The 21,229-nt window shown below is 39.0% G+C and carries 21 protein-coding genes; 3 read left to right on the top strand and 18 right to left on the bottom strand.

Going from position 1 to position 21,229, the window contains the following annotated elements:
- The 11 genes from AC1FXP_RS21600 to groES form a co-directional block, all read right to left on the bottom strand.
- Window positions 1–901: CobW family GTP-binding protein (locus tag AC1FXP_RS21600; protein WP_480064004.1), on the bottom strand; the 901-nt coding region annotated here is incomplete at its 3' end.
- Window positions 902–916: 15 nt separating this feature from the next.
- Window positions 917–1,366 carry a Fe-S cluster assembly sulfur transfer protein SufU gene (gene sufU, locus AC1FXP_RS21595; protein ID WP_480064003.1) on the bottom strand — a complete coding sequence of 150 codons (450 nt, stop codon included), beginning with the start codon at window positions 1,364–1,366 and terminating at the stop codon, window positions 917–919.
- Between the two features lie 74 nt (window positions 1,367–1,440).
- Window positions 1,441–2,412, bottom strand: coding sequence for an ABC transporter substrate-binding protein (locus tag AC1FXP_RS21590; protein WP_480064002.1), 972 nt, complete (start codon window positions 2,410–2,412; stop codon window positions 1,441–1,443).
- A gap of 20 nt (window positions 2,413–2,432) precedes the next feature.
- The gene (locus tag AC1FXP_RS21585; RefSeq protein WP_480064001.1) at window positions 2,433–3,461 is read right to left on the bottom strand and encodes a methyltransferase domain-containing protein; all 1,029 of its coding nucleotides are present in this window, start codon (window positions 3,459–3,461) and stop codon (window positions 2,433–2,435) included.
- Between the two features lie 14 nt (window positions 3,462–3,475).
- Window positions 3,476–4,291 carry a heme ABC transporter ATP-binding protein gene (locus AC1FXP_RS21580; RefSeq protein ID WP_480064000.1) on the bottom strand — a complete coding sequence of 272 codons (816 nt, stop codon included), beginning with the start codon at window positions 4,289–4,291 and terminating at the stop codon, window positions 3,476–3,478.
- A complete protein-coding gene (locus AC1FXP_RS21575) occupies window positions 4,288–5,307 on the bottom strand; it encodes a FecCD family ABC transporter permease (RefSeq protein WP_480064007.1) in 1,020 nt (339 codons plus the stop codon). The genes AC1FXP_RS21580 and AC1FXP_RS21575 overlap by 4 nt, the downstream gene beginning before the upstream one ends.
- Before the next feature lie 88 nt (window positions 5,308–5,395).
- Window positions 5,396–6,139, bottom strand: coding sequence for a class I SAM-dependent methyltransferase (locus tag AC1FXP_RS21570; RefSeq protein ID WP_480063999.1), 744 nt, complete (start codon window positions 6,137–6,139; stop codon window positions 5,396–5,398).
- Between the two features lie 103 nt (window positions 6,140–6,242).
- On the bottom strand, window positions 6,243–7,232 hold the full coding sequence (locus AC1FXP_RS21565; RefSeq protein WP_480063998.1) for a CobW family GTP-binding protein: 990 nt from the start codon (window positions 7,230–7,232) through the stop codon (window positions 6,243–6,245).
- Window positions 7,233–7,247: 15 nt separating this feature from the next.
- Window positions 7,248–7,640 carry a (2Fe-2S) ferredoxin domain-containing protein gene (locus AC1FXP_RS21560; RefSeq protein WP_480063997.1) on the bottom strand — a complete coding sequence of 131 codons (393 nt, stop codon included), beginning with the start codon at window positions 7,638–7,640 and terminating at the stop codon, window positions 7,248–7,250.
- A 352-nt stretch (window positions 7,641–7,992) separates the two neighbouring features.
- Window positions 7,993–9,636 (bottom strand): chaperonin GroEL, encoded by a 1,644-nt coding sequence (gene groL / locus AC1FXP_RS21555; RefSeq protein WP_480063996.1) that lies wholly within the window; start codon window positions 9,634–9,636, stop codon window positions 7,993–7,995.
- A 55-nt stretch (window positions 9,637–9,691) separates the two neighbouring features.
- The gene (gene groES / locus AC1FXP_RS21550) at window positions 9,692–9,976 is read right to left on the bottom strand and encodes a co-chaperone GroES (protein WP_480063995.1); all 285 of its coding nucleotides are present in this window, start codon (window positions 9,974–9,976) and stop codon (window positions 9,692–9,694) included.
- A 401-nt stretch (window positions 9,977–10,377) separates the two neighbouring features.
- Between groES and AC1FXP_RS21545 the strand changes: the two genes are divergently transcribed.
- Window positions 10,378–11,103 (top strand): CPBP family intramembrane glutamic endopeptidase, encoded by a 726-nt coding sequence (locus tag AC1FXP_RS21545; RefSeq protein ID WP_480063994.1) that lies wholly within the window; start codon window positions 10,378–10,380, stop codon window positions 11,101–11,103.
- Window positions 11,100–11,318, top strand: coding sequence for a YdiK family protein (locus AC1FXP_RS21540; protein WP_250097722.1), 219 nt, complete (start codon window positions 11,100–11,102; stop codon window positions 11,316–11,318). Before AC1FXP_RS21545 ends, AC1FXP_RS21540 begins: the two co-directional genes overlap by 4 nt.
- Window positions 11,319–11,729: 411 nt before the next feature.
- Here AC1FXP_RS21540 and AC1FXP_RS21535 read toward each other — a convergent pair whose 3' ends face one another.
- The 5 genes from AC1FXP_RS21535 to AC1FXP_RS21515 form a co-directional block, all read right to left on the bottom strand.
- Window positions 11,730–13,139, bottom strand: coding sequence for an MDR family MFS transporter (locus AC1FXP_RS21535; RefSeq protein WP_480063993.1), 1,410 nt, complete (start codon window positions 13,137–13,139; stop codon window positions 11,730–11,732).
- A 143-nt stretch (window positions 13,140–13,282) separates the two neighbouring features.
- Window positions 13,283–13,819 (bottom strand): DoxX family protein, encoded by a 537-nt coding sequence (locus AC1FXP_RS21530; protein WP_480063992.1) that lies wholly within the window; start codon window positions 13,817–13,819, stop codon window positions 13,283–13,285.
- Between the two features lie 246 nt (window positions 13,820–14,065).
- Entirely contained in the window at window positions 14,066–14,818 is a 753-nt protein-coding gene (gene tatC / locus AC1FXP_RS21525; protein ID WP_480063991.1) for a twin-arginine translocase subunit TatC, read from the bottom strand.
- A 17-nt stretch (window positions 14,819–14,835) separates the two neighbouring features.
- On the bottom strand, window positions 14,836–15,018 hold the full coding sequence (locus AC1FXP_RS21520; protein WP_250097716.1) for a twin-arginine translocase TatA/TatE family subunit: 183 nt from the start codon (window positions 15,016–15,018) through the stop codon (window positions 14,836–14,838).
- 109 nt (window positions 15,019–15,127) lie between these two features.
- A complete protein-coding gene (locus AC1FXP_RS21515; protein ID WP_480063990.1) occupies window positions 15,128–15,763 on the bottom strand; it encodes a redox-sensing transcriptional repressor Rex in 636 nt (211 codons plus the stop codon).
- Between the two features lie 470 nt (window positions 15,764–16,233).
- On the opposite strand from AC1FXP_RS21515, the gene AC1FXP_RS21510 reads away from it, so the two are divergent.
- Window positions 16,234–18,168, top strand: coding sequence for an ABC transporter ATP-binding protein (locus AC1FXP_RS21510; RefSeq protein WP_480063989.1), 1,935 nt, complete (start codon window positions 16,234–16,236; stop codon window positions 18,166–18,168).
- A gap of 309 nt (window positions 18,169–18,477) precedes the next feature.
- On the opposite strand, the gene AC1FXP_RS21505 is transcribed toward AC1FXP_RS21510, so the two are convergent.
- Window positions 18,478–18,876: a hypothetical protein gene (locus AC1FXP_RS21505; RefSeq protein WP_480063988.1), complete on the bottom strand. Its 399-nt coding sequence runs from the start codon at window positions 18,874–18,876 to the stop codon at window positions 18,478–18,480.
- Window positions 18,830–21,016: a hypothetical protein gene (locus AC1FXP_RS21500; protein WP_480063987.1), complete on the bottom strand. Its 2,187-nt coding sequence runs from the start codon at window positions 21,014–21,016 to the stop codon at window positions 18,830–18,832. Before AC1FXP_RS21500 ends, AC1FXP_RS21505 begins: the two co-directional genes overlap by 47 nt.
- Between the last annotated feature and the right edge of the window lie 213 nt (window positions 21,017–21,229).

Here is a 21,229-nt window from a genome sequence, read left to right as displayed (position 1 = left end):
CCAAGTCTTGTTGAATTAATTCCTCACCTATAAAAACTAACACAGGCTTTACTGGAACAGGGGACTTCATCCGTTCATACAATGGATATCCATATGCATAATTAAACAAGTACATCGCAGGGCTATCTGTTAGTCTGATAAACCCCTTCACCCTCAAGAGTTGTTCTTGATTCTCTTCCAAGAAAGCCTCCAGCTGAATACGGTCCATAGGTTGTTCCATTGAGATGGCACAAGTTTTTAAATGGAGGCTTGTAACATCTGTTTTAATATCAGACCGTTTTATTTGCAACTTGCCTCGATCCTTCGAGCCATCAAGAATAGACATGTCCATCTCAGAGAATGTCACTACTTGTTTTAGTGCTAAAGGATTCTCCTGCTCAATAGTAGTTTTTACTTTTGTCAATTCATCTTCGGTTAATTGATCAATTTTATTAATCAGTACCACATCAGCAAATTTCACTTGATGCGTAATCAATTTTTTCAGCTTGTTACTCATCTTTTGCTCTAGCCATTGCTTTGCATTCACTACAGTAATAATTGCATGAATCTGAATCGTTTCTAGTAACAAAGGATGAGTACAAGCGTCAAGCACATCTAACGGGTGGGCGGCACCAGTTGCTTCAATATAAATCACATCAAGTTTATGCTCTTCTGTCATACTTTTTAATTGAACACTCAGTTCTCCTTGTATCGAACAGCAAATGCACCCATTTAACATTTCCTTTAAAGGGATATTTGTAGGGACAACTGAGGAATCAATACTCACTTTACCAAGCTCATTCATTAACACAGCTACCTTACGCCCCCTCTTCTTTTCATATGAAAGAAGTCGAGATAATAATGTACTTTTCCCACTCCCTAGAAATCCACTTAATATAACAACATCAACTTTTTTCTTCATCCATACACCTCACAGTTACCCTTTGATCCCTTTATACTCTTGCACATCAGCTAACACCTTATCTAAAGCCTGCCAGGCCATTAATGCACAGTTATGTCTCGCTCTTAACTTATGAACACCTTCGAGTGACATCGCATCCTGAAGATCAACTTCTGTATTCGTTTGCTCCCCGTTTCGAATCAACTGCTCAAACTCATACCTCAGCTCCGAAACAACACCTAGACTTTTTCCTTTAACTAATTCTGTCATCATCGAAGAGGCAGCCATGCTAATACTACAACCTTCTCCTTCAAATGAAACATTCTTAACCCTATTCTTTTCGACATCTATATACAATGTGATGACATCTCCGCACGTCGGGTTTTTATAGTGAACTTTCTTAACTTGTTCCCCGTCCAACACCCCTGTATTCCTACGATATTTTGCATGATCCATCACCACTTTCCGATAAAGATCTTGAAGCATGTAATCATCACCTTTCACACTTTTTAATTCGTAATAATTCGAATTAAACGTCACATGCATTCATGTATACATATTTAATATAAACCTTCAACTACTATCTCCAATGCTTTTGCCACTCGAACTCCTTCTGCAGCTGATGAAAGTGGTAAAACAATAAATTTCTCTTCCTTAATTGCTGTCACATCAATTAATGCTGGATGCTTTAGTAATTGTTGACGTTTCTGTTCAGCGGTTGTTTCACCATAGTCAACAATGATGATGACCTCAGGATCTCGTTCGACAACTTCTTCCCAGCTTACTTCAGCCCAATTTTTATCTACATCAGAGAAAATATTCGTAGCTCCAGCCATTGTAATGATCTGGTTTAAGAAGTTTTGCCCAACAGTAAATGGAGCTGTGTCACCACTATCAAAAACGAATACTCTTGGTTCAGATTGCTCACTAGGGATTTGCTTTTTTAATTGTTCAATATCGTCATCTAACTTACTAATTAATGCCTCTGCTGTATCACTAACATTGAAAACCTTGGCAATTTGACGAATATCTTCGTATATATCTTCAAGTGTAGGTCCTACTTTTGTAGAAGATTGATGTAGGTATGCGTCTATGCCCAAGCTCTGCAACTCCTCTACCGTACCAATCGCTTCTTCATTAAACGCACTGCCCCACCCTGCATATGCAAAGTCAGGTTCAACATCTAAAAAGACTTCTTGAGATGGATAACGATCAGCAAGAACTGGAATCGACTCATACGCTTCCTTCCATTCAGGTAGCACATCATCATCTAAATAAGCTGTTCCTACCATATGATCCTCTAGCCCAAGAGCAAGCATCACTTCGGTCACATGTTGATTTAATGTTACTGCACGTGTCGGTATTTCAGAAATTATTAATGTGTAATCCCCATTTTGAATTTCTACTACTTCATTTTGTGATGTTTCTTCTACCCCATTTGCTTGTTGATTACTTCCATCTGCTTCTGAACAAGCGACGATAGTGACTGCGATTCCCAATCCCAATATAACTCTTTGAAATAGTTTCTTCATTTCCTCTTCCTACCTTTTCTTTATGATCTTACAATTACTGTAAACGAATGCTCATTTTTCTGTGCTGCGTTAGATAAAGGATATCCACCAGCATTCCAAGCATCTTCTTGATACGAATTTAGATATCCATTCTTCACTTCTAATTCCTTTTCTGCTAAGTTTTCTTCTCTCGCTAATTGTCGACTTCTTTTTTGAATATCTACCATAGACGATTTAGTTTTATCATAGATACCTATAAGATGAAATCCTTCCATTGTTAGCAAGTAAATTACCTCTTGTACAGTTAGTAATGAGAGCTCTCTTTCTACTCTGTATCTTGACTCCAATAATCCTTTTCTCTCTAGTTCAAAACAAACTGTATAATGTATCATTTGCCTAGCAAATGATACATTTGTTTTCGTTTGCAGTTGAATCGTTTTGTGCTCACTCACTTGTTTTTGAGACGTTCTATTGTATATAGTCAGCTCGTTTGGAAAAACAAGATCAATAGAAAGATAACCACCTGGCGCTAAATGTTCTTTTGCCTTGAGGATGATCATCTTTTGTTTCTCAGGAGCCGTGCTCTCTTGAAACGTGCCTTCGGTTAGAATGATGTGGGTAAACTTCTTATTTAGTGAAAAATGAAGAATATCCTCATGAATTAGTTCAATATCGTGATTGAATCTGTTAAACCTCCTTTCAGCAACCGCAAGCATGTCTTCACTCCAATCAACACCAGTGACACTTACCCCATCTTTCAATAGTTCTACAGCCAATCTCCCTGTTCCAATTCCTAAATCTAATACAGATGCCTGATCATGATATGCTGCAAGCCATTGACGGTAGAAGTTTATCCCGCGTTTTCCAACAAAATAATCATAATACTCGGCCTCTAATGATCGATATTTAGGATTAGGCTGCTTTTGATGACGTTCTCCCTGTAATCCACACCTTGAACACAATGTTCCTGCTAATTGATAAAAAGGAGTATTCTCAGGAATGCCGTTCTTTGGATCCCCGTGCCATTCATTGTAACGAAACCCACAAACCGTACATTGATAATTTCCCATAGGCCTTCCTTTCCTTAGCTCTGCAGCCATCTTTTTAGCTCAAGATCAAAAATCCCTTGTTTCATCCCTGGTGAGACATACATGACTTGTACTTTTTGAGTTAATGGGTGTGTCCATATGGTTGCTTCTACTTGGAAGACTTCCTCTAATAGTTGCTTTGTGAGAATTTCTTTTGGTGACCCGTTTGCTACCAATCTACCGTCATGCATAACAAGGATCCGATCACAATAAGAGGCTGCTAGATTTAAGTCATGTAGGGCAGTAAGGACCGTCATGTTAGAACGTTGCAATACATCAAGAATATGAAGCTGATGGTGGATATCTAGATGATTCGTAGGTTCATCTAGAATAAAGAAGCTTGGCTCTTGGGCAATCGCTCTAGCAATAATGACACGCTGCTTCTCTCCGCCAGACAATGTAGCAAAACTACGTTGTTCATAACCTTCTAGTCCAACCTGTTTAAGCGCTTCTTGAGCAATGTCATGATCAACCTTTGTTTCTTGGTCAAGTAACCGTTTATGCGGATTTCTTCCCATGAGGACTATATCCAGTATGGAAAAATCAAAAGGAACTGTACTTTCTTGTCCAACGACAGCTATTTTTTTAGCAAATTCTTTATGATGATAAGAAGTAATTGCTTCATTATCTAACATAACTGCACCTTCAGCAGGCTTTAGCACTCTATATAACGTCTTTAAGAGTGTCGATTTCCCACTTCCGTTTGGACCAATTACTCCAACAAATTCCCCTTCGTTTACATTGAAACTGACATCTTGAACAATGGCTTGGTGATTTAATTCAGTAACTAACTCATTAACCATTAATTTCATTTTTCTCCACCTCCACCAAATGAATACGAGCTTTTCCTTAATAGCCAAATAAAGAAGGGCCCTCCACATAATGCCGTAATAATTCCGATCGGTAGTTCTTGCGGCGCTACTATTGTTCTTGCGATTATATCCGCCCAAATTAGAAAAAACGCTCCCACTAATGCACTAAGTGGAAGTACATATCGATGGTTAGAGCCGATCACTAATCGAACCATGTGAGGCACCATTAATCCTATAAATCCAATAGCACCACTAACAGAAACCAATACACCCGTTAATAGGGCCGTTAGAACAATGAGCCACTTCTTTAACCTTTGACTATCTACACCTAAGGTTGCTGCTGCGTCCTCTCCCATAAGCATAAGGTTAAGAGGTCTTGCAAGAATCCTTAGTATAATCAAAGCGAGTATTAGACTAATTAATGGTATTGGTAGCTGTGACCACTTTGCACCTGCGACACTCCCCATCATCCAAAACATTGCATCTCTAATTCCTTCTTCACGTGGAGCGGAAATGACAATATAACTAGTAACAGCTGAAAGCATCATAGATACAGCAATACCAGCCAGCAACAGTCGAACAGTGGAAATGCGTCCTTGTACCTGCGATAGAATAAACACAAGTAACACAGAAACCAACGCACCACCAAAAGCAGCTGTTGACAAGGCAAATTGTCCAAAAACAGAAAAAGCGCCGAAAATAATGACAAGTGTCGCCCCAACTGATGCACCAGAAGAAACACCTAAAATATATGGATCCGCCAAAGAATTTCTAACAAGTGCTTGGATAACGACTCCAACAAGAGCCAATCCCGCACCAACAACAGCTGCTAATATCACTCGTGGAAATCGAAGCTCCCAAATAATTTGTTGCTCGGCACGTGACCAGTCCGCTATGGTATAAGGTTCCATGAACGAAATCTTTGATAAGGTTACCTTCCACACAGTAAGAGGGGAAATTGTAACGGCACCTACCATCACTGAGATGGTCATTGATATTGTTAGGATAATGAGCATCGACCATGTTAAGAAAACAGGGGATCTCAGATGAAGACTTGAAGATAAGTTCACCTTTCTCTTAGTAACTTCTAACGTTTCCATTTCTTTACCTTTCACCGCTCCTTCTCTTCTGGCAAACATAAATCAACCTGGGAGAATCATTTTTCTCATACCTACTACCATTATAATTACCAAACGTGTGGAGAATCGTAAACCCAACTTCTTCTAACATTGCATCTAATTTCTCCCGTTCATATAATTTCACTCGTTCCTCATACTCTCTTAATGCACCTTGATCTTCTACCTTGATCTTCTTTACGACCGTATTGTTGATAATCATCCGATATTGAAGAATAGAAAGGTCATCAATGACATCTTTTGAAAAAGGTACAAGATGATTTTCTAAGAAAGATGGATTTAAATAATCAAATACAAAATATCCATTTGTTTTCAGAGCGCGATAAGCATTTGCTAACACTTTTTTATTCTGTTCATCCTCTTTAAAATAACCGAAGCTTGTAAAAAGATTAACAACTACATCAAAGTCATCTTTATAATATAGTTCTCTCATATCTGAGCGCACATAATGAATGTCTTTTGCGTACTCTTTCTTTTGGGCTTCATTTAATAATGCAGGTGACAAATCAACCCCCGTTACACGGAATCCTTTCTTAACAAACCACCTACTATGCCTCCCATTTCCACAACATAGATCTAGTAATGATTGACCTTTGGTCGTTGGCACAAACTTCATTAATTGAGTTAACTCCTTGTGAGCTAAGTCATCATTACGATGTTTATAGATTCTTAAATAGTCTTCATTAAAATGTTCTTCATACCAATTTTCCATTCTCTCCTCCGATAATAGTAATCATTACGTTTTTAAAAATGTATTTGTCCTAGTTTAATAGTTTCATCTACATTAAGAGTAAGCTACTGGACATAGCCTACTCTTAACTCACAATACATGTGTTAAATTGTTTTTCTAATTCAACCTTATCTAAATTTCTTCCAATGAAAACAAGCTCCGTTTTCCTTTTTTCTCCCTCTTGCCACTTCTTATCGGGTTTACCTGTGAACAACATATGTAGTCCTTGAAACACAATTCTTTCTTGCATCCCTTCGATATTCAATATCCCTTTATAACGAAGTAAGTCCTCTCCCTTTTCTTGAACCAAGTAGCTCATCCAACGATCTACCTTGTTCATATCAAGGGGCCTCTCTTCCGTAAATGCAATCGACGATACACGGTCATCATGATGATGGTGATGATGATCATCTAGAAAATGTGGGTTTACATTTAGCTTATGATCGACATTGAATGTGTGAATGTTTAAGATCTCTTCTAGATTGATCTGGCAATTCTCAGCATAGAGCCTTTTAGCTGTTGGATTCATTTGACTGACTCTTGCTTCTAGTTGTCTTATTTCATCTGCGTTGATTAAATCTTGCTTATTAAAAACAATCACATCCGCAAAGGCAATTTGTTCCTGCGCTTCGTCTTTTTTATCTAAGTGTTTTATAATGTGTTTACTATCTACAACTGTAACTATACTATCTACCTCAAACACCTCGCGTAGAATCTCATCAACGAAAAATGTCTGTGCAACAGGAGCCGGATCAGCCAAACCCGTTGTTTCAATGATTACTTGATCAAAATGCACATGTCCTTGTTCCATTGAAAAGTGTAAGGTACGAAGAATTTTAATTAAATCACCACGTACCGTGCAACAAATGCATCCATTGTTCATCTCTACAATTTCTTCCTCGGAATCCACAACAAGCTGATTATCAATCCCGACCTCGCCATATTCATTCACAATGACGGCTATCTTTTTATTATGTTTTTCAGTCAAAATACGATTAAGTAAGGTTGTCTTACCAGCTCCAAGATAACCTGTCAATATTGTTACGGGAATCCTAAATTGCTTCGTAAAAACCATTTCATCACTTCTCTCTTAATATTGTTTTGACACTTTCTTTACCTTTTCCGGGTCTTTAGAAATTCCTTTTGAAATTCCCTCTTCACGTGTAAACCCATCACCCGTGTATGTGTGACTTACTTTTCCTGTTAGATCTCGATTTAACACAAGTGAATTAACAAAGGTGCTCGCATCCTCCGACACCAATCCTTTGTACCAATTCCCAGAAGGGTACACGACTGCGACACAACGATCATCACACCGCCCATTGCAACGAGTTCTTGTTGTATGGATAAGATCATCTAAGTTTCTTTTGGAAATCTCATGACGAAACGCTTGTGTTACATCTTCAGCTCCCCACTTGTTACAACTACTCCCATTACAAAACAGCACATGGTGCTTTGTTTGACTAAGATCCCAAGTTGCCACTATATACACCCCCCAAAAAGTAATCATTACGATTTATAACTCATTCTTACCCTATTCTTTTAAAAATTATTCATCCCACTACAGAAAATCGTAATCATTACGATTATAGTCTTAAAAAATAAAAGCTGTCAATTACAGCTTTTATTAGGTGTAGCATTAGAATAAAAAGATTGGTACATTAAGATGTTCAAATCACAAAAAATGTATATCTCCACGTAACACAAGAAATGAAAAAAGAAGCCTCTCAAAAGTTCAATGAACTCATGAGAAGCCTCCGTTAATATCCTCAATGTTAGCAAACCACTCTCACCTTACTAACAAATCCCTATATACCAAGGGTTTCAGGGGCAGATTACATCATGCCGCCCATTCCACCCATTCCGCCCATGCCGCCCATATCAGGCATTCCGCCGCCGCCTTCGTTTTCCTCAGGCTTATCAGCGATTACAGCTTCTGTTGTTAGGAACATAGCTGATACTGAAGCAGCGTGTTGTAGAGCTGAACGTGTAACTTTAGTTGGGTCAACGATTCCAGCTTCAACCATGTTTACCCACTCGCCAGTTGCAGCGTTGAAACCTTGGCCAATAGCTTCACCTTTAAGGCGCTCAACGATAACAGATCCTTCAAGACCTGCATTGTGTGCGATTTGACGAACTGGCTCTTCAAGAGCACGTAGTACGATGTTCACACCTGTAGCTTCGTCGCCGTCAGCTTGAACTGCTTTAACAGCTTTAATAACGTTAACAAGTGCTGTACCACCACCAGCTACGATACCTTCTTCAACCGCAGCACGTGTTGAGTTTAATGCATCTTCAATGCGTAGTTTACGCTCTTTTAATTCCGTTTCAGTTGCGGCACCAACTTTAAGAACTGCTACACCACCAGCAAGCTTAGCTAGGCGCTCTTGTAGCTTTTCTTTGTCAAACTCAGATGTTGTTTCTTCAAGCTGAGCTTTGATTTGGCTTACGCGGCCAGCGATTGCAGCTGCGTCTCCCGCACCTTCAACGACTGTTGTGTTTTCTTTTGTAACAACAACTTTTCCAGCACGGCCAAGTTGAGTGATGTTCGCAGACTTAAGGTCAAGACCTAGGTCTTCTGTGATCACTTCACCACCTGTTAATGTTGCAATGTCTTCAAGCATTGCTTTACGACGGTCACCAAATCCTGGAGCTTTAACAGCTACAGCGTTGAATGTACCACGTAATTTGTTTACTACAAGTGTAGCAAGAGCTTCGCCTTCCACATCTTCAGCGATGATAAGGATTGGCTTACCTTGTTGTACAACTTGCTCAAGAACAGGAAGAACTTCTTGAATGTTAGAGATCTTCTTGTCAGTGATAAGTACATAAGGGTTATCAAGAACTGCTTCCATCTTATCAGAGTCAGTTACCATGTAAGGAGAAGCATATCCGCGATCGAATTGCATACCTTCTACTACTTCAAGCTCAGTAGAGAAACCTTTAGACTCTTCGATTGTGATAACGCCGTCGTTACCAACACGGTCCATTGCTTCTGCAATGATTTGACCTACTTCATCGTCAGCAGAAGAAATCGCTGCAACTTGTGCAATTGAAGCTTTTCCTTCGATTGGCTTCGAAATGCTTTTAAGCTCTGTAACTGCAGCAGCAGTTGCTTTTTCGATTCCTTTACGGATGACCATCGGGTTTGCACCAGATGTTACGTTTTTAAGACCTTCACGAATCATAGCTTGCGCAAGAACTGTTGCAGTTGTTGTACCGTCCCCTGCAATATCGTTTGTTTTGCTCGCTACTTCAGCAACAAGCTTTGCACCCATGTTTTCGAATGCATCTTCAAGCTCGATTTCTTTTGCGATTGTTACACCATCATTTGTAATTAATGGAGAACCAAATTTCTTCTCAAGAACAACGTTACGTCCTTTTGGTCCAAGTGTTACTTTCACAGCGTTCGCAAGTGCATCAACACCACGTAGCATTGAACGACGAGCGTCTTCACTAAACTTAATATCTTTAGCCATGTTTGTACCCTCCTAGAATTTTCCTGTTTTATGTAGAGACTAAGCTCTTTCTTTATTAGCCAATGATTGCAAGAATGTCGCTCTCACGTAAGATTAAATATTCTTTGCCTTCGAATTTCACTTCAGTACCTGCATATTTTGAAAAAATGATAGAATCTCCCGCATTTACTTCAAGAGCAACGCGCTCACCGTTGTCAGTCACACGACCAGTACCAACAGCTACCACTTTTCCTTCTTGAGGCTTTTCCTTTGCAGAATCTGGTAACACAATCCCGCTTGCAGTTTTTTCCTCTGATTCAACTAGTTCAATTACAACACGATCACCTAATGGCTTTAACAAGGAAAACACCCTCCTTCAAGATCTACAAATTAAATTTTTATTATTAGCACTCATCACCTTCGAGTGCTAACACAATTATTATAATAAGCATAACTGGGTATATTTGCAAGCATTTTGCAAAAAAAATTTTTGAAATTTGATGTGCGCTTTCAGTTACTTTAATATAAGTATTTTCTCTAAGAAACAAGACAAGCACATAATCAATTATGTTCTTACATAACGTAATAAAAGACTGCTTTCATGTAGGATTCAAAACAAACCTTCATTATCTTTTCCTAATTCAGTATTCTTATTCACACTATATTCGATAATACTTGGTGCTTTCCTTCAGCTTTTATGTAAAGCTTATGTTAAAATATGAAGATGCGTTTTGAGACTTTTTAACAAAGGGGAATTACACATTGAATAAACGGTATTGGTGGATTCTAATTACATACACGTTAATGCAATTTTCAGCTGTACCTGGCGTCTTACTTCTCAGAGAGCTCGACATTCCTTTAGAGCGTATACCGGGTATTTGGAGTATGTTTAGTTTTACGACTGGTTTAATCATTATCATCCTATTGCTTCTGCCTGAGATCCGTAATCGACATGAAGTAAGAGGTCGCTCTTCAAGAGGAGAAGCCATACGTTGGTCCATTATTGGTGTTTTCTTTGTTTTTGCTGCTCAGTATGCGGCAGCATTAATTGAGATGTTCCTACTCGGGATTGAACCTGGTTCTGAAAACACGGAGACCATCGTTGAGTTCGCAAAAGCTTTCCCTGCTTTTATTCTTGTTATATCAGTTATTGGCCCTATTTTAGAGGAAATTGTCTTTCGTTTAGTTATATTTGGAGCTCTTTACAAACGATTTAATTTCTGGATTTCAGGGATCCTTAGTTCACTAATTTTCGCTGCTGTTCATATGGACTTTACCCATTTACTCGTATACACAGCAATGGGACTAGTTTTTGCTTATCTATATGTAAAAACAAAACGCATCCTTGTGCCAATTATCGCACATGTTGCAATTAACCTTTTTGTTTCAATTGTTAATGTTTTGTTAGCAGACCAAATTGAAGATTGGATGGAGCAACTCGAACAACTTGAACAACAAACATCACTCATCATTGGAGGATTACTATGAGAGCATCACCGATCACAATGGCGCTCCTCTACTTTTCCATAGGTGTTTTACTAATATTCTTTGCTATTCAAAATGTGAACACCGCCGGTTGGAATTTTTGGAGCTATTTAATTGTTTCTTTTGCTGCAATTGATTTTATGATTGCCTATCGCTTTTATCGCTTACGAAAAGTGATTAAACAGCTCCAGAAGACAAATAAGAAGAAGAAAGACTAAAGGGGTCACTTCAAAGGTCTGATTTTGACCTTTGAAGTGACCCCGAAGCAATGAGCGGAGTCGCTACATTTTTTTTAAGCCTTGAGAGGAGAAACCCACTCCTCTCAAGGCGCGTAGCGAACGGAGCCATTGCCTCCTCTGTTACTGGCTTTTGCGACACCCCCCCAGGCAGTTCTTCCTTAATACTCCCCCCTCAAAGAAACACGTGTCTCACAAAATATAATATTAGGATACTCGTCACTATGACTAAAAACACTCTCACTCTTCGTTTGCCGTCCACCATTTACCACCTTCTATGTTTTTCATTCCTACATATTTTATATGCGGCAGGTGTGCAATTTCATACCTGCTCGTGTCCTTATCAATCAAAAAAGAGCACTATGCTTTTTGCATAATACTCCTCCAACCTATTTATCTTGAAACCAATTTTTCCTCCTGCCTTGCTGCTCGTTCAAGGAAGAAGGCTACTGGAATTGAAATAGCTGTGAGAACGGCAATCATAATAAACCCTTCATTAATTGCATGAAGACTTGCTTCTTCTAACGATCCGAGCGTAATCGCTAATTGACCTCTTCTCACTTCATAGTAAATCGAAACAAATACAATTCCTAGGGCGGAACTCATTTGTCTGATAACATTATTCACTGCAGACCCTCTGGAGATGAGATGACTAGGAATGGCATTCATTCCTGTCGTCGTTGAAGGCATACCGCTTAATCCCATACCGACCCCTCTAATAGCCATCCAAAAGAAAATCACGGCTAGAGACGTTTCAAGGCTCATAAACCCGAGAGGAAACGTACCAATAGCAACAACAATAAGGCCTGTAGATATGACGCCTGTTGGCCCTTTCCGGTCAAGAATCCGTCCACCCACACTCATAAATACTCCCGTTAACAGAGCTGACGGTAAAAAGATAAGACCTGTCATGATCGGACCAAAACCATACACTTGTTGAATTAACAATGGAATTAGAAATATTCCCGCAAACAAACCGACAGATGAAACACTCGCTATGATCATGCTATACGTATAGGCGGGCACACGAAACAACGCCAAGTCTAATAGAGGTTGCTCCTCTTTCTTTTCAATTTGAACAAATACATATAATAATACAACCCCAACCGCCACTAACGTAAGGTTCGTTGGCTCTGTTAAGTGAGCAAGTTCAGACATTCTTCCTAATGCATACAAAATCGCACCGACACCAAAAGTAATGGTTATAAATCCGTATTTATCAAATGTAATTTGCTTATTAGCAGTTGTAGTTGGTAAATAACGAAACGCAAACCAAATACCAATAAGGCCAAAGGGAACATTGACAAGAAATAAGTAAGTCCAATCTAATGCCTCAAGTAAAAACCCACCAAATGTCGGTCCAATGGTAGGTGCCATCATGGCAGAAATGCCCCATACTCCTGTCGCTAAGCCGCGTTCTTTTCGAGGAAAAGCTTCGAATATAAGCGCCATAGAAAGAGGCATCATGATTCCACCACCAATGCCTTGAAGCCCTCGGAAGATAATTAACGAACTCAGATTCCATGAAAGAGAACCGAGTAAAGAGCCTAACACAAAAATGGCTAACCCGAGAATATATAGTTTCTTTTTCCCAAACCGATCACCGAGATAGCCTGTAACTGGTACGGTCATCCCCATTGTTACCATAAATATCGTTATAACCCATCCAGTTGCAACCGCATCTGAATTAAACACATTCATTAGTTGTGGTACAGCTGGATTTAACATGCTATTATTTAAAATCATTGTAAAGGATCCGAGCAGCACAGCTACAACGACCATCCACTTTCCTGACACTTTCATTGTTATCCACACCATTTCGTCTGTCGAAATATTATAGCTGTATCATAACATAAGTGTTAATGCAGGAACACTATTTAGATCGACCTAGAACCACCAATAAGAGGCAAACCCCTTCTTTCTTTAGAGTCTACCTCTTTTTCCATTTAGATCGCTTCTTTTAACCCTTTACCAGCTGCTCCAAATCCATTTTCGTTGTTTCTCTTTTTAAATACGACGCTTTTCAAGTATGGCAATACCCATCTATCTCCACCGTAGCGACCAGCATTGGCTCCTGCTACTATAATAAACATTGAGATTAAGATCATCCACGGATTTGAAGAAATCGTTCCGGCAAACAAGAATGACATGTTCATTACTACTCCGAAGAAAGCTGCTGCTGATGTGAATACCCCTAAAATTAATCCTAATCCTACTAATACTTCTCCCCAGGCCACCATAAAGCTAAACATATCTGCGTTCGGGATCGCTATACTCTCTAAAAATGATACGTAGTTTGGATACATTAACGCTTCCCCGCTCATCACTGGGTTTGCCACGGATCCTTGTAAATAGCCTCCTGCGTTAAAGTCTCCAGTCACCTTTCCCCATCCTGCTGTTAACCAAGACCATCCTAGATATACTCGTAAGAACAACCATACTCCCGCGACATATTTGTTTTCTCTGAAAAATTGACCGATCATTGTAAGTCCTCCTTCTATTTGCTCTTTGTTTGTTCAACACTTCACATGAATTAGTGAAGTAGTTGATGTTTTTTTAGAGTCGGCTGTGATATTCCTTTTTGTTATGTGAATGTTTTCACAACCTTTTCTATATTCATAGTATAGGACAGGACAACCTTTTTGGCTACCCTATTTAAAGACATGTCAAACTATGTTCAATATCTCACAAAACAGTATAAAAAAGAGTGACTTCCATCACAGCAGAAGTCACTCTTTTATGCTTTCTTCTCGTTCTCTTTCCAACCTTTGAACTTTTCGATAGGTCAGATAAGACACCCAGATACTAAATTCATAAAGAAGCAATAACGGCAAAGTCACCATCAAATGAGACAAAATCTCTGGCGGTGTTATAAAACCAGCTATTACAAGCAAAACGAAATAAGCAAACTTCCTTACCTGCGCTAGTAAACTCGGTGTTAGCATCCCTAACCGGGTAAAAAACATCACAATAACAGGAAGTTGAAATAACAATCCAAATGGCAACGTTACTTGAAAGAGAAACGAAAAGTATTCATTAATCCCATACTGCTCAGTAATTCCTAATCGTTCTGACAAACTCCCCATAAATTGAACGATAAAGGGGAAAAGAACAAAGTACGAAAACGAAAGACCAGCTAGAAATAATATGAAAGCAAACGGAATATAGGCAAGTGTAGCCTTTTGTTCCTTCTCATGTAAGCCAGGACTAACAAACGCCCAAAGCTGATACAAGATGACTGGAAACGTGATAATGAGCGCACTTGCAAAAGCAAATGTCATAAATATCCGAATCGGATCCGTCATCTTAAAAGCATTCATTGGCAAGTCTTGAGCAGTAGGTGTGCTTTGCAAGTATGTTATTAACGGTGTAGCTAAAAAGAAGCCGGCAATTAGTGCCACGATGAAGAAGACTAAAGTTATAATAATTCTTCGTCTAAGCTCCACGATGTGGTCCATTACCGACATGTCTCTTTGTTCCATTTATAGACCCTTCCTACTTAGGCTTTATCGTTATCTTTTTTCTTGTTCTCATCTTCGTCTGCTAAGCCTTTTGTTGCGTTTTTAAATTCACGTAATGTATTCCCAGCAGCTTTTCCTAACTCTGGCAACTTCTTTGGACCAAAAATTAGTAACGCAACGATTGCAATCAATGCAATGCTGCCTGCTCCTAATCCACCCATAGGTAGCACCTCCTTGTCCTATTTTCATTATAGAGTGTGTTCAATTAGAAGGCAATGGCTTCTCGTGCTACACGTCCGTGTGAGAAAACCACTCCTATTTAAACAGAAGCTACACAGGGTAATGTTTTAAAAAATAAACCAATGCTTGTAGCTCAACCGAAAGATCAATATGGTGGACGCGTACAGTTTCCGGTACGTCGAGTCTAGCTGGTGTAAAGTTTAATATCCCTTGTATCCCTGCAGCGACTAATTGATCTGCAATCTTCTGTGCTGCAACTTGTGGCACCGTCAAAATGGCAACCGTTACTTCTGGGTCAATAACTTTCTCAAGATCACCTAGATGATGAACCGTTACGCCGCCTATTTCCTCACCAATTTTATGATCATCAACATCAAAAGCCATTACAATTCTTGTGTTATTATTTTTTGAAAAATTGTATTGTAAAAATGCCGTTCCTAAATTCCCGACACCAACAAGAACAACTTTTGTCAACTCATCTTGGTCTAGCGTTTTACGAAAAAAAGAAAGTAAATAATTCACATTATACCCATAGCCTTTTTTTCCTAGCGCTCCAAAATAAGAAAAGTCACGTCTTATCGTAGCCGAATCCACTTTCACTGCATCACTTAATTCAGTCGATGAGACACGTTGCTTACCTGAAGCAGACAAATTTTCTAAGAAACGATAATAAAGCGGCAACCGCTTCGCTGTTGCTTGAGGTATCTTCGTTTGATCAATTTTCATCCATTGCCTCCCTCCTACCATCGTTAAGTTAGCAATTCAAGACTACCGTTATTGTACACCATTTCACAGAGTTTGTAATCGTTTCACACATCTGTTCATGAAGTTGTTGAAAGATGCATTCTACGATACACTTAAGAGGTAACACCAAAAGGACGCTTTTCCCTTTTGGTGTTACCTCTTAGCAATGAGCGGAGCCGCCGTTTTCTTTTTAGTATTTTGAGTGCTCTTCTCAAAATACGTACGGCGCGCGGAGCCATTGCCAATCGGTATCCACTTTTTTTAGATAAGAGCCATTTTCCCTTTTGGTGTTACCTCTTAGCAATAAACAGAGCCGCCGTTTTCTTTTTAGTATTTTGAGTGCTCTTCTCAAAATACGTACGGCGTGTGGAGCCGTTGCCACTTTGGGCGCATTTTATTAATGAAAAACGTTTTTTTATAGGAAAAGATTTTATTAGTTAGGAATGAAATCCATGATTATTTTACAATGTAATAATGTTTGTAAGTCTTTTGGGATTGATCCCATTTTAACAAATATTAAATTAGATATCCAAACCGGGGAGCGTGTTGCCCTAGTTGGACGAAATGGTGCAGGTAAGTCAACATTACTAAAAATAATTGCAGGGCAACTTTCCTATGATAGTGGACAAGTTATGATGCCAAAAGGAACTGAGCTTGGCTACCTTGCTCAAAATACTGGCCTTGAATCAGAGTTATCCATTTGGGAAGAGATGTTAACCGTTTTTGCTCCTATACGTAAAATGGAAAAACAAATTCGGGACATGGAATTACAAATGTCTGATCCCTCCTTGCTCGAGAACGAAACTCGTTACAACAAGCTTTTAAAAGAATATGATCAGCTTCAAATCACTTTTAAAGATAAGGGTGGTTATCAGTATGAAGCTGACATTCGCGGTGTCCTTGCAGGGATGAATTTCGGTGACTTTGATTACGAAACAAAAATATCTACATTAAGTGGTGGTCAAAAAACGAGACTAGCGTTAGCAAAGTTATTGTTAACAAAGCCAGATCTTCTTATTCTTGACGAACCAACCAACCACTTAGATATTGCAACTCTTACTTGGCTTGAACAATATTTGGTTGGTTATAAGGGTGCGATTCTTATCGTGTCCCACGACCGCTACTTTTTAGATAAAATTGTGACAGAAGTGATCGAAATCTCCCGAACAAAATCAACCAAATTCATAGGAAATTATAGTGCTTATCTTGATGAAAAAGCAAAACGTTACGAACTCGAGTTAAAACAATACGAGAAACAACAAGATGAAGTCGCTAAGTTAGAAGACTTTATTCAACGGAACATTGCTAGAGCTTCGACAACGAAGCGAGCACAAAGTCGTAGGAAACAACTCGAACGAATGACTTTACTAGACCGTCCCGCTGGATCAGAGAAATCAGCTTCTTTTTCATTTGCGATTAAACGTCAAAGCGGAAAAGAGGTTATCCGTGCAACTGATCTTCATGTTGCTTATGGTAATGAAACGATCTTTCAAAATTTAAACCTTTCGATTGATCGAGAAGAAAGTGTGGCACTCATCGGGCCAAATGGCGCTGGGAAATCAACACTTCTAAAAGCACTAATGAAAGATATTCCATTAAAAGATGGGGTTATTCGCTTCGGTAGTAATGTGACAGTCGGTTATTATGACCAAGAACAAGCTAATCTAAAGTCTAACAAGCTCGTTTTACACGAGCTGTGGGATGACCATAATCTCTTACCCGAAAAAGAAATCAGAACGGTATTAGGTAACTTTCTTTTTAGCGGTGATGACGTACTAAAACCTGTTTCTACGTTAAGTGGAGGAGAAAAAGCGCGACTTGCCCTTGCAAAATTAATGATGAAAAAAGCAAATCTCCTAATTCTCGATGAGCCAACAAACCATTTGGATCTTGATGCAAAAGAAATTTTAGAAAATGCTCTAATCGATTATCCAGGAACCTTGTTATTTGTTTCTCATGACCGCTATTTCTTAAATCGCATTGCTACAAGGATGGCTGAGCTAGAAGAAGGACAGATCACGAATTATCTTGGCGATTATGATTATTATGTGGAAAAGAAAAATGAGACGGAACAACGTGAATTGCTAAGCCAACAAGAGAACGCAACAAACTCCACCCAAACAACGGCTGGAACACAAGCAGATAAGCGCTCATACGAACAAGACAAAGAGGCAAAAAAAGCCGAACGTCAGCGCCAACGCAGAATTGAGGAAATCGAAAAGCAAATTGACTCATTGGAAATGGCAATGGCTCAGAAAGAAGAAGACCTTTGTGATCCTTCTATTTATTCAGATCACGAAAAAGCGCAAACCATTCAAACTGAAATTGATGAAGCAAAAACCGAAATTGAAGCTCTCATGGAAGAATGGGAGGAACTGCAGGAGTAGAGGGGTCAACCCCTCTGTATACCTTCTCCGCGTTAAAACTACATCCGAAGTAGTAGTCATGATTAAAATGGTTCGATAGAGAGAAAGTGCTTATTGAGACGAACACCATCGGTTTTCGTCTCTCTTTTTTGTTAGTCCAAATTATATATCCAAGCAAAAGGATGAAGGACTTTAGAGATCATTCATTACCAACTCCCGCCTTTATTTTGTCATCTTGCTCAATTAATCAAACATTTATTTTAAAATGAAAAAAACGCCCAGTCAAAATGACTGCGCGCTGCGATTACGTAGTTACGGTTCCGCACATCGCTACTCTTGTTCCTTCGTTGCATGTTTCCGATCAAGATTCCATTTAATAAAGGCATACACAACAAAAACCCAAAGTACAGGATGAGTAAAATGTAATCCTATTTGTGACCGTCCTCCTAATAAACTATAAAGTCCAATCACAGCAACGACGTAAAAAAGAAAAAATAAATCATGTTCAAACAAAGGAACATTTACTTTTCGATTCTCTTTTCTTGGTATCAATAATTCAGCTACAACAGCGACCACAAAACAAAAACCAAGTATTACAAAAACTAAGTTTTTTCCAATCAATCCTTCTGTTAATCCAGGAAAATAATCCATAGCTAGCGCAACTGCGATCACTATGAGAACACTAATCCTCAACCGCCTGGCTAGGATTAATCGTTTTTCCAACTGCAAAATTATTCTCCTCCTTGCTTACAGACAACCAGTAATAATGGGCTGACACGACACAGAACATTGATGTCGCAGCTGCAACGACTCCTGAATCATTTAACAAAAGCAATGCAAATGAAGCAACGACTCCGGTTTGTAAAAAGAGCTGCTTATCCCGTCCTTCAAGCTGCAGTCGTCTACGCCAAAGAATAATGGCTCCTAACAAGTAACTCGTAACAAATAGCTGCGTCCAGTTTGAATGACGGAAGATCTTCAAATTCATAGCCATTTTTCTCTGAATCGTATCTGTAATATAACGGATATCTCCATTTAATAACCGGTCAAATGCCATTCCTATATGGGTCTGTTCTCCTGTTAATTGTAGCATATAGAGAAAGAAGAATAATGCACTCAAAGACAAAGCAAACACAATGAGAAGAAAACGCCATGACCATCTTTTTGTTACCATGCGATAAAAGAAAAAAGCAAATGCGATTCCTGCTGATAATGTTGCCCCGGCATTTGTACCTAACGTACTTTTGCCCAAAATCACAATACAACAAGCAAAGAGCGTAATTATTAAAGCGGTCGAGCGTTTTTTTTGCATGGATACTACTAATGGACTGATAACCATTATGGAAGAAATGATATACACTCCTGCAAATTCATTACCGATTCCATAGTATCTAGCCCCAATAATTGGATCATACCCTAAATATGAGCGTTGCATTAACGTAAACCCAAGGATAATATCAACTGTAATAAGTAGAAATGTAAATAACCCGATCCAAAAAATTGGTTTCTCGCTTCCCTTTCCCACTACGTATCCAAATAATAAAGAGCTTGCTATTAAGCTCAATACAAATCCGCTGATTCCAAGTGTTTTCACAGTACCTGACAATGCAAGAAACCAAAACGGTGACCACAATGCTGATAACAGAATTAACCTCGTTATGTAGCGCCACGTCCGTCTTTTTTTTGTGCCAAATGCTCCATAAATAGCAGCACCTATTAAAGCAACGACTAAACAAGTGATATAAATGGATAGAACACTGGCTCTACTTTTATAGATTAGCACAATTTCATCAACTGTTTGGAAAAAAGGAGCTTTATCCACAACACCTACATTTGCTCGTAACACTTGATTTCCTGAATAAAATTCTGAAGAAAGATTAAAGGTGCCGAGTAGTGTTGGAACGATATCAATACTACTTAGTAAGTATTCTTGTCTTGTTGTATTAGAAGTAAGGTATCCTCCCTTTTGTTGTCCCCAATAAAAAACAGGTGCCAACTGCAGCTTTTCATCATAAGCTTGTTTGTTCATCATTGGCGAAATCAGCCACAATTCATCAACTTCCTGACGCGCTTGTTTCAAAAATAATTGTAACCTCTTTAATTGTCTTTCTTGTTCATTTAGAAAGTGCGACTCCTCCATGTAGAACATTTGGTCATATAAACGATGCAAGTCGCCCCACTCGATGACGAAGAAACGATTTTGTTTTTCCCCAATTGTTGATAGTTTGTTAATAAGAAAGTCAATATCCATCTCCATTCCATTCGGAGAACCTGCCTTCTCTTTAACAGACTGAGTAATATCGCCATTAACCGTGCCACTCTGATCTAATGCAAGTAAGGAACCGTAACGAATTCTTTCTTCCAACGTGTCACTATGACCATACACTTGGCGAACAATTGCCGCCTCACGCAGCATTTCACCAAAATCACCAACTTGGCCTCGGTGCGTTCCCTGTTCATTTTTATTATTTAAACGATGAAAGTCGGGATGCAATAAGCCTTCTGTTCTGTTTATTCCAGTCAATTGATGTACCCACTCGCTTGCCGGAAACCCATTCACTTCTTCTGTCGTTTCATAGCTATTCCAGCCTTGGACACCAACAGCCTTAGCTCCAGCTCCCATTGTAACCATATTATTTAAATACGAATAAGGGCCATCCGGTCTGACATTCATAGCACCAATAGCAGCCTCTTCCCAGAGCTCGCTAGTTCCCTTATTGTGGATAAACCAATGCGCTTCCGTCATAGAAAGTCCAGGAACTAAAATAACAGCAATTTTTTCTTTTTTTTCTGTTGTTTCAGCATAACTCAACAAATTACTTTGGAAAATAGTTATCAATATTAGAAGTAATATAAGCTTTCTCCACATCTCTCTCAAACCTTTTTGGGCTAATTTTCTGACATATCCACAATATCCACAAAGTTACCAACAGTCGAAATACCGTTTTTTAAGGGGTTTACGAATTTACTCACATTATCCACCTAGTTATCCACATATAAGTTAATAACAACTTTATTCGCGTACTTTCTGGTATTTTTCTGTTTACCCACATTGTTAACAACGTTGTGGATAAAACTTGTT

Source organism: Halalkalibacter sp. HAAS-P013 (assembly GCF_056619925.1).
The sequence above is the reverse complement of the archived record's forward strand: the minus strand, read 5'-3'. Positions and strand labels throughout refer to the sequence as shown.

Coding starts and splice junctions, on each gene's coding strand:
- AC1FXP_RS21570 (WP_480063999.1), bottom strand. CDS start 6,139: ATGGAAAATTGGTATGAAGAACATTTTAATGAAGACTATTTAAGAATC.
- AC1FXP_RS21565 (WP_480063998.1), bottom strand. CDS start 7,232: ATGGTTTTTACGAAGCAATTTAGGATTCCCGTAACAATATTGACAGGT.
- AC1FXP_RS21500 (WP_480063987.1), bottom strand. CDS start 21,016: ATGTGGAGAAAGCTTATATTACTTCTAATATTGATAACTATTTTCCAA.
- AC1FXP_RS21535 (WP_480063993.1), bottom strand. CDS start 13,139: ATGAAAGTGTCAGGAAAGTGGATGGTCGTTGTAGCTGTGCTGCTCGGA.
- AC1FXP_RS21575 (WP_480064007.1), bottom strand. CDS start 5,307: ATGCTCATTATCCTAACAATATCAATGACCATCTCAGTGATGGTAGGT.
- AC1FXP_RS21540 (WP_250097722.1), top strand. CDS start 11,100: ATGAGAGCATCACCGATCACAATGGCGCTCCTCTACTTTTCCATAGGT.
- AC1FXP_RS21585 (WP_480064001.1), bottom strand. CDS start 3,461: ATGGGAAATTATCAATGTACGGTTTGTGGGTTTCGTTACAATGAATGG.
- sufU (WP_480064003.1), bottom strand. CDS start 1,366: ATGCTTCAAGATCTTTATCGGAAAGTGGTGATGGATCATGCAAAATAT.
- groL (WP_480063996.1), bottom strand. CDS start 9,636: ATGGCTAAAGATATTAAGTTTAGTGAAGACGCTCGTCGTTCAATGCTA.
- AC1FXP_RS21580 (WP_480064000.1), bottom strand. CDS start 4,291: ATGAAATTAATGGTTAATGAGTTAGTTACTGAATTAAATCACCAAGCC.
- AC1FXP_RS21520 (WP_250097716.1), bottom strand. CDS start 15,018: ATGGGTGGATTAGGAGCAGGCAGCATTGCATTGATTGCAATCGTTGCG.
- tatC (WP_480063991.1), bottom strand. CDS start 14,818: ATGGAACAAAGAGACATGTCGGTAATGGACCACATCGTGGAGCTTAGA.
- AC1FXP_RS21510 (WP_480063989.1), top strand. CDS start 16,234: ATGATTATTTTACAATGTAATAATGTTTGTAAGTCTTTTGGGATTGAT.
- AC1FXP_RS21515 (WP_480063990.1), bottom strand. CDS start 15,763: ATGAAAATTGATCAAACGAAGATACCTCAAGCAACAGCGAAGCGGTTG.
- AC1FXP_RS21530 (WP_480063992.1), bottom strand. CDS start 13,819: ATGATCGGTCAATTTTTCAGAGAAAACAAATATGTCGCGGGAGTATGG.
- AC1FXP_RS21590 (WP_480064002.1), bottom strand. CDS start 2,412: ATGAAGAAACTATTTCAAAGAGTTATATTGGGATTGGGAATCGCAGTC.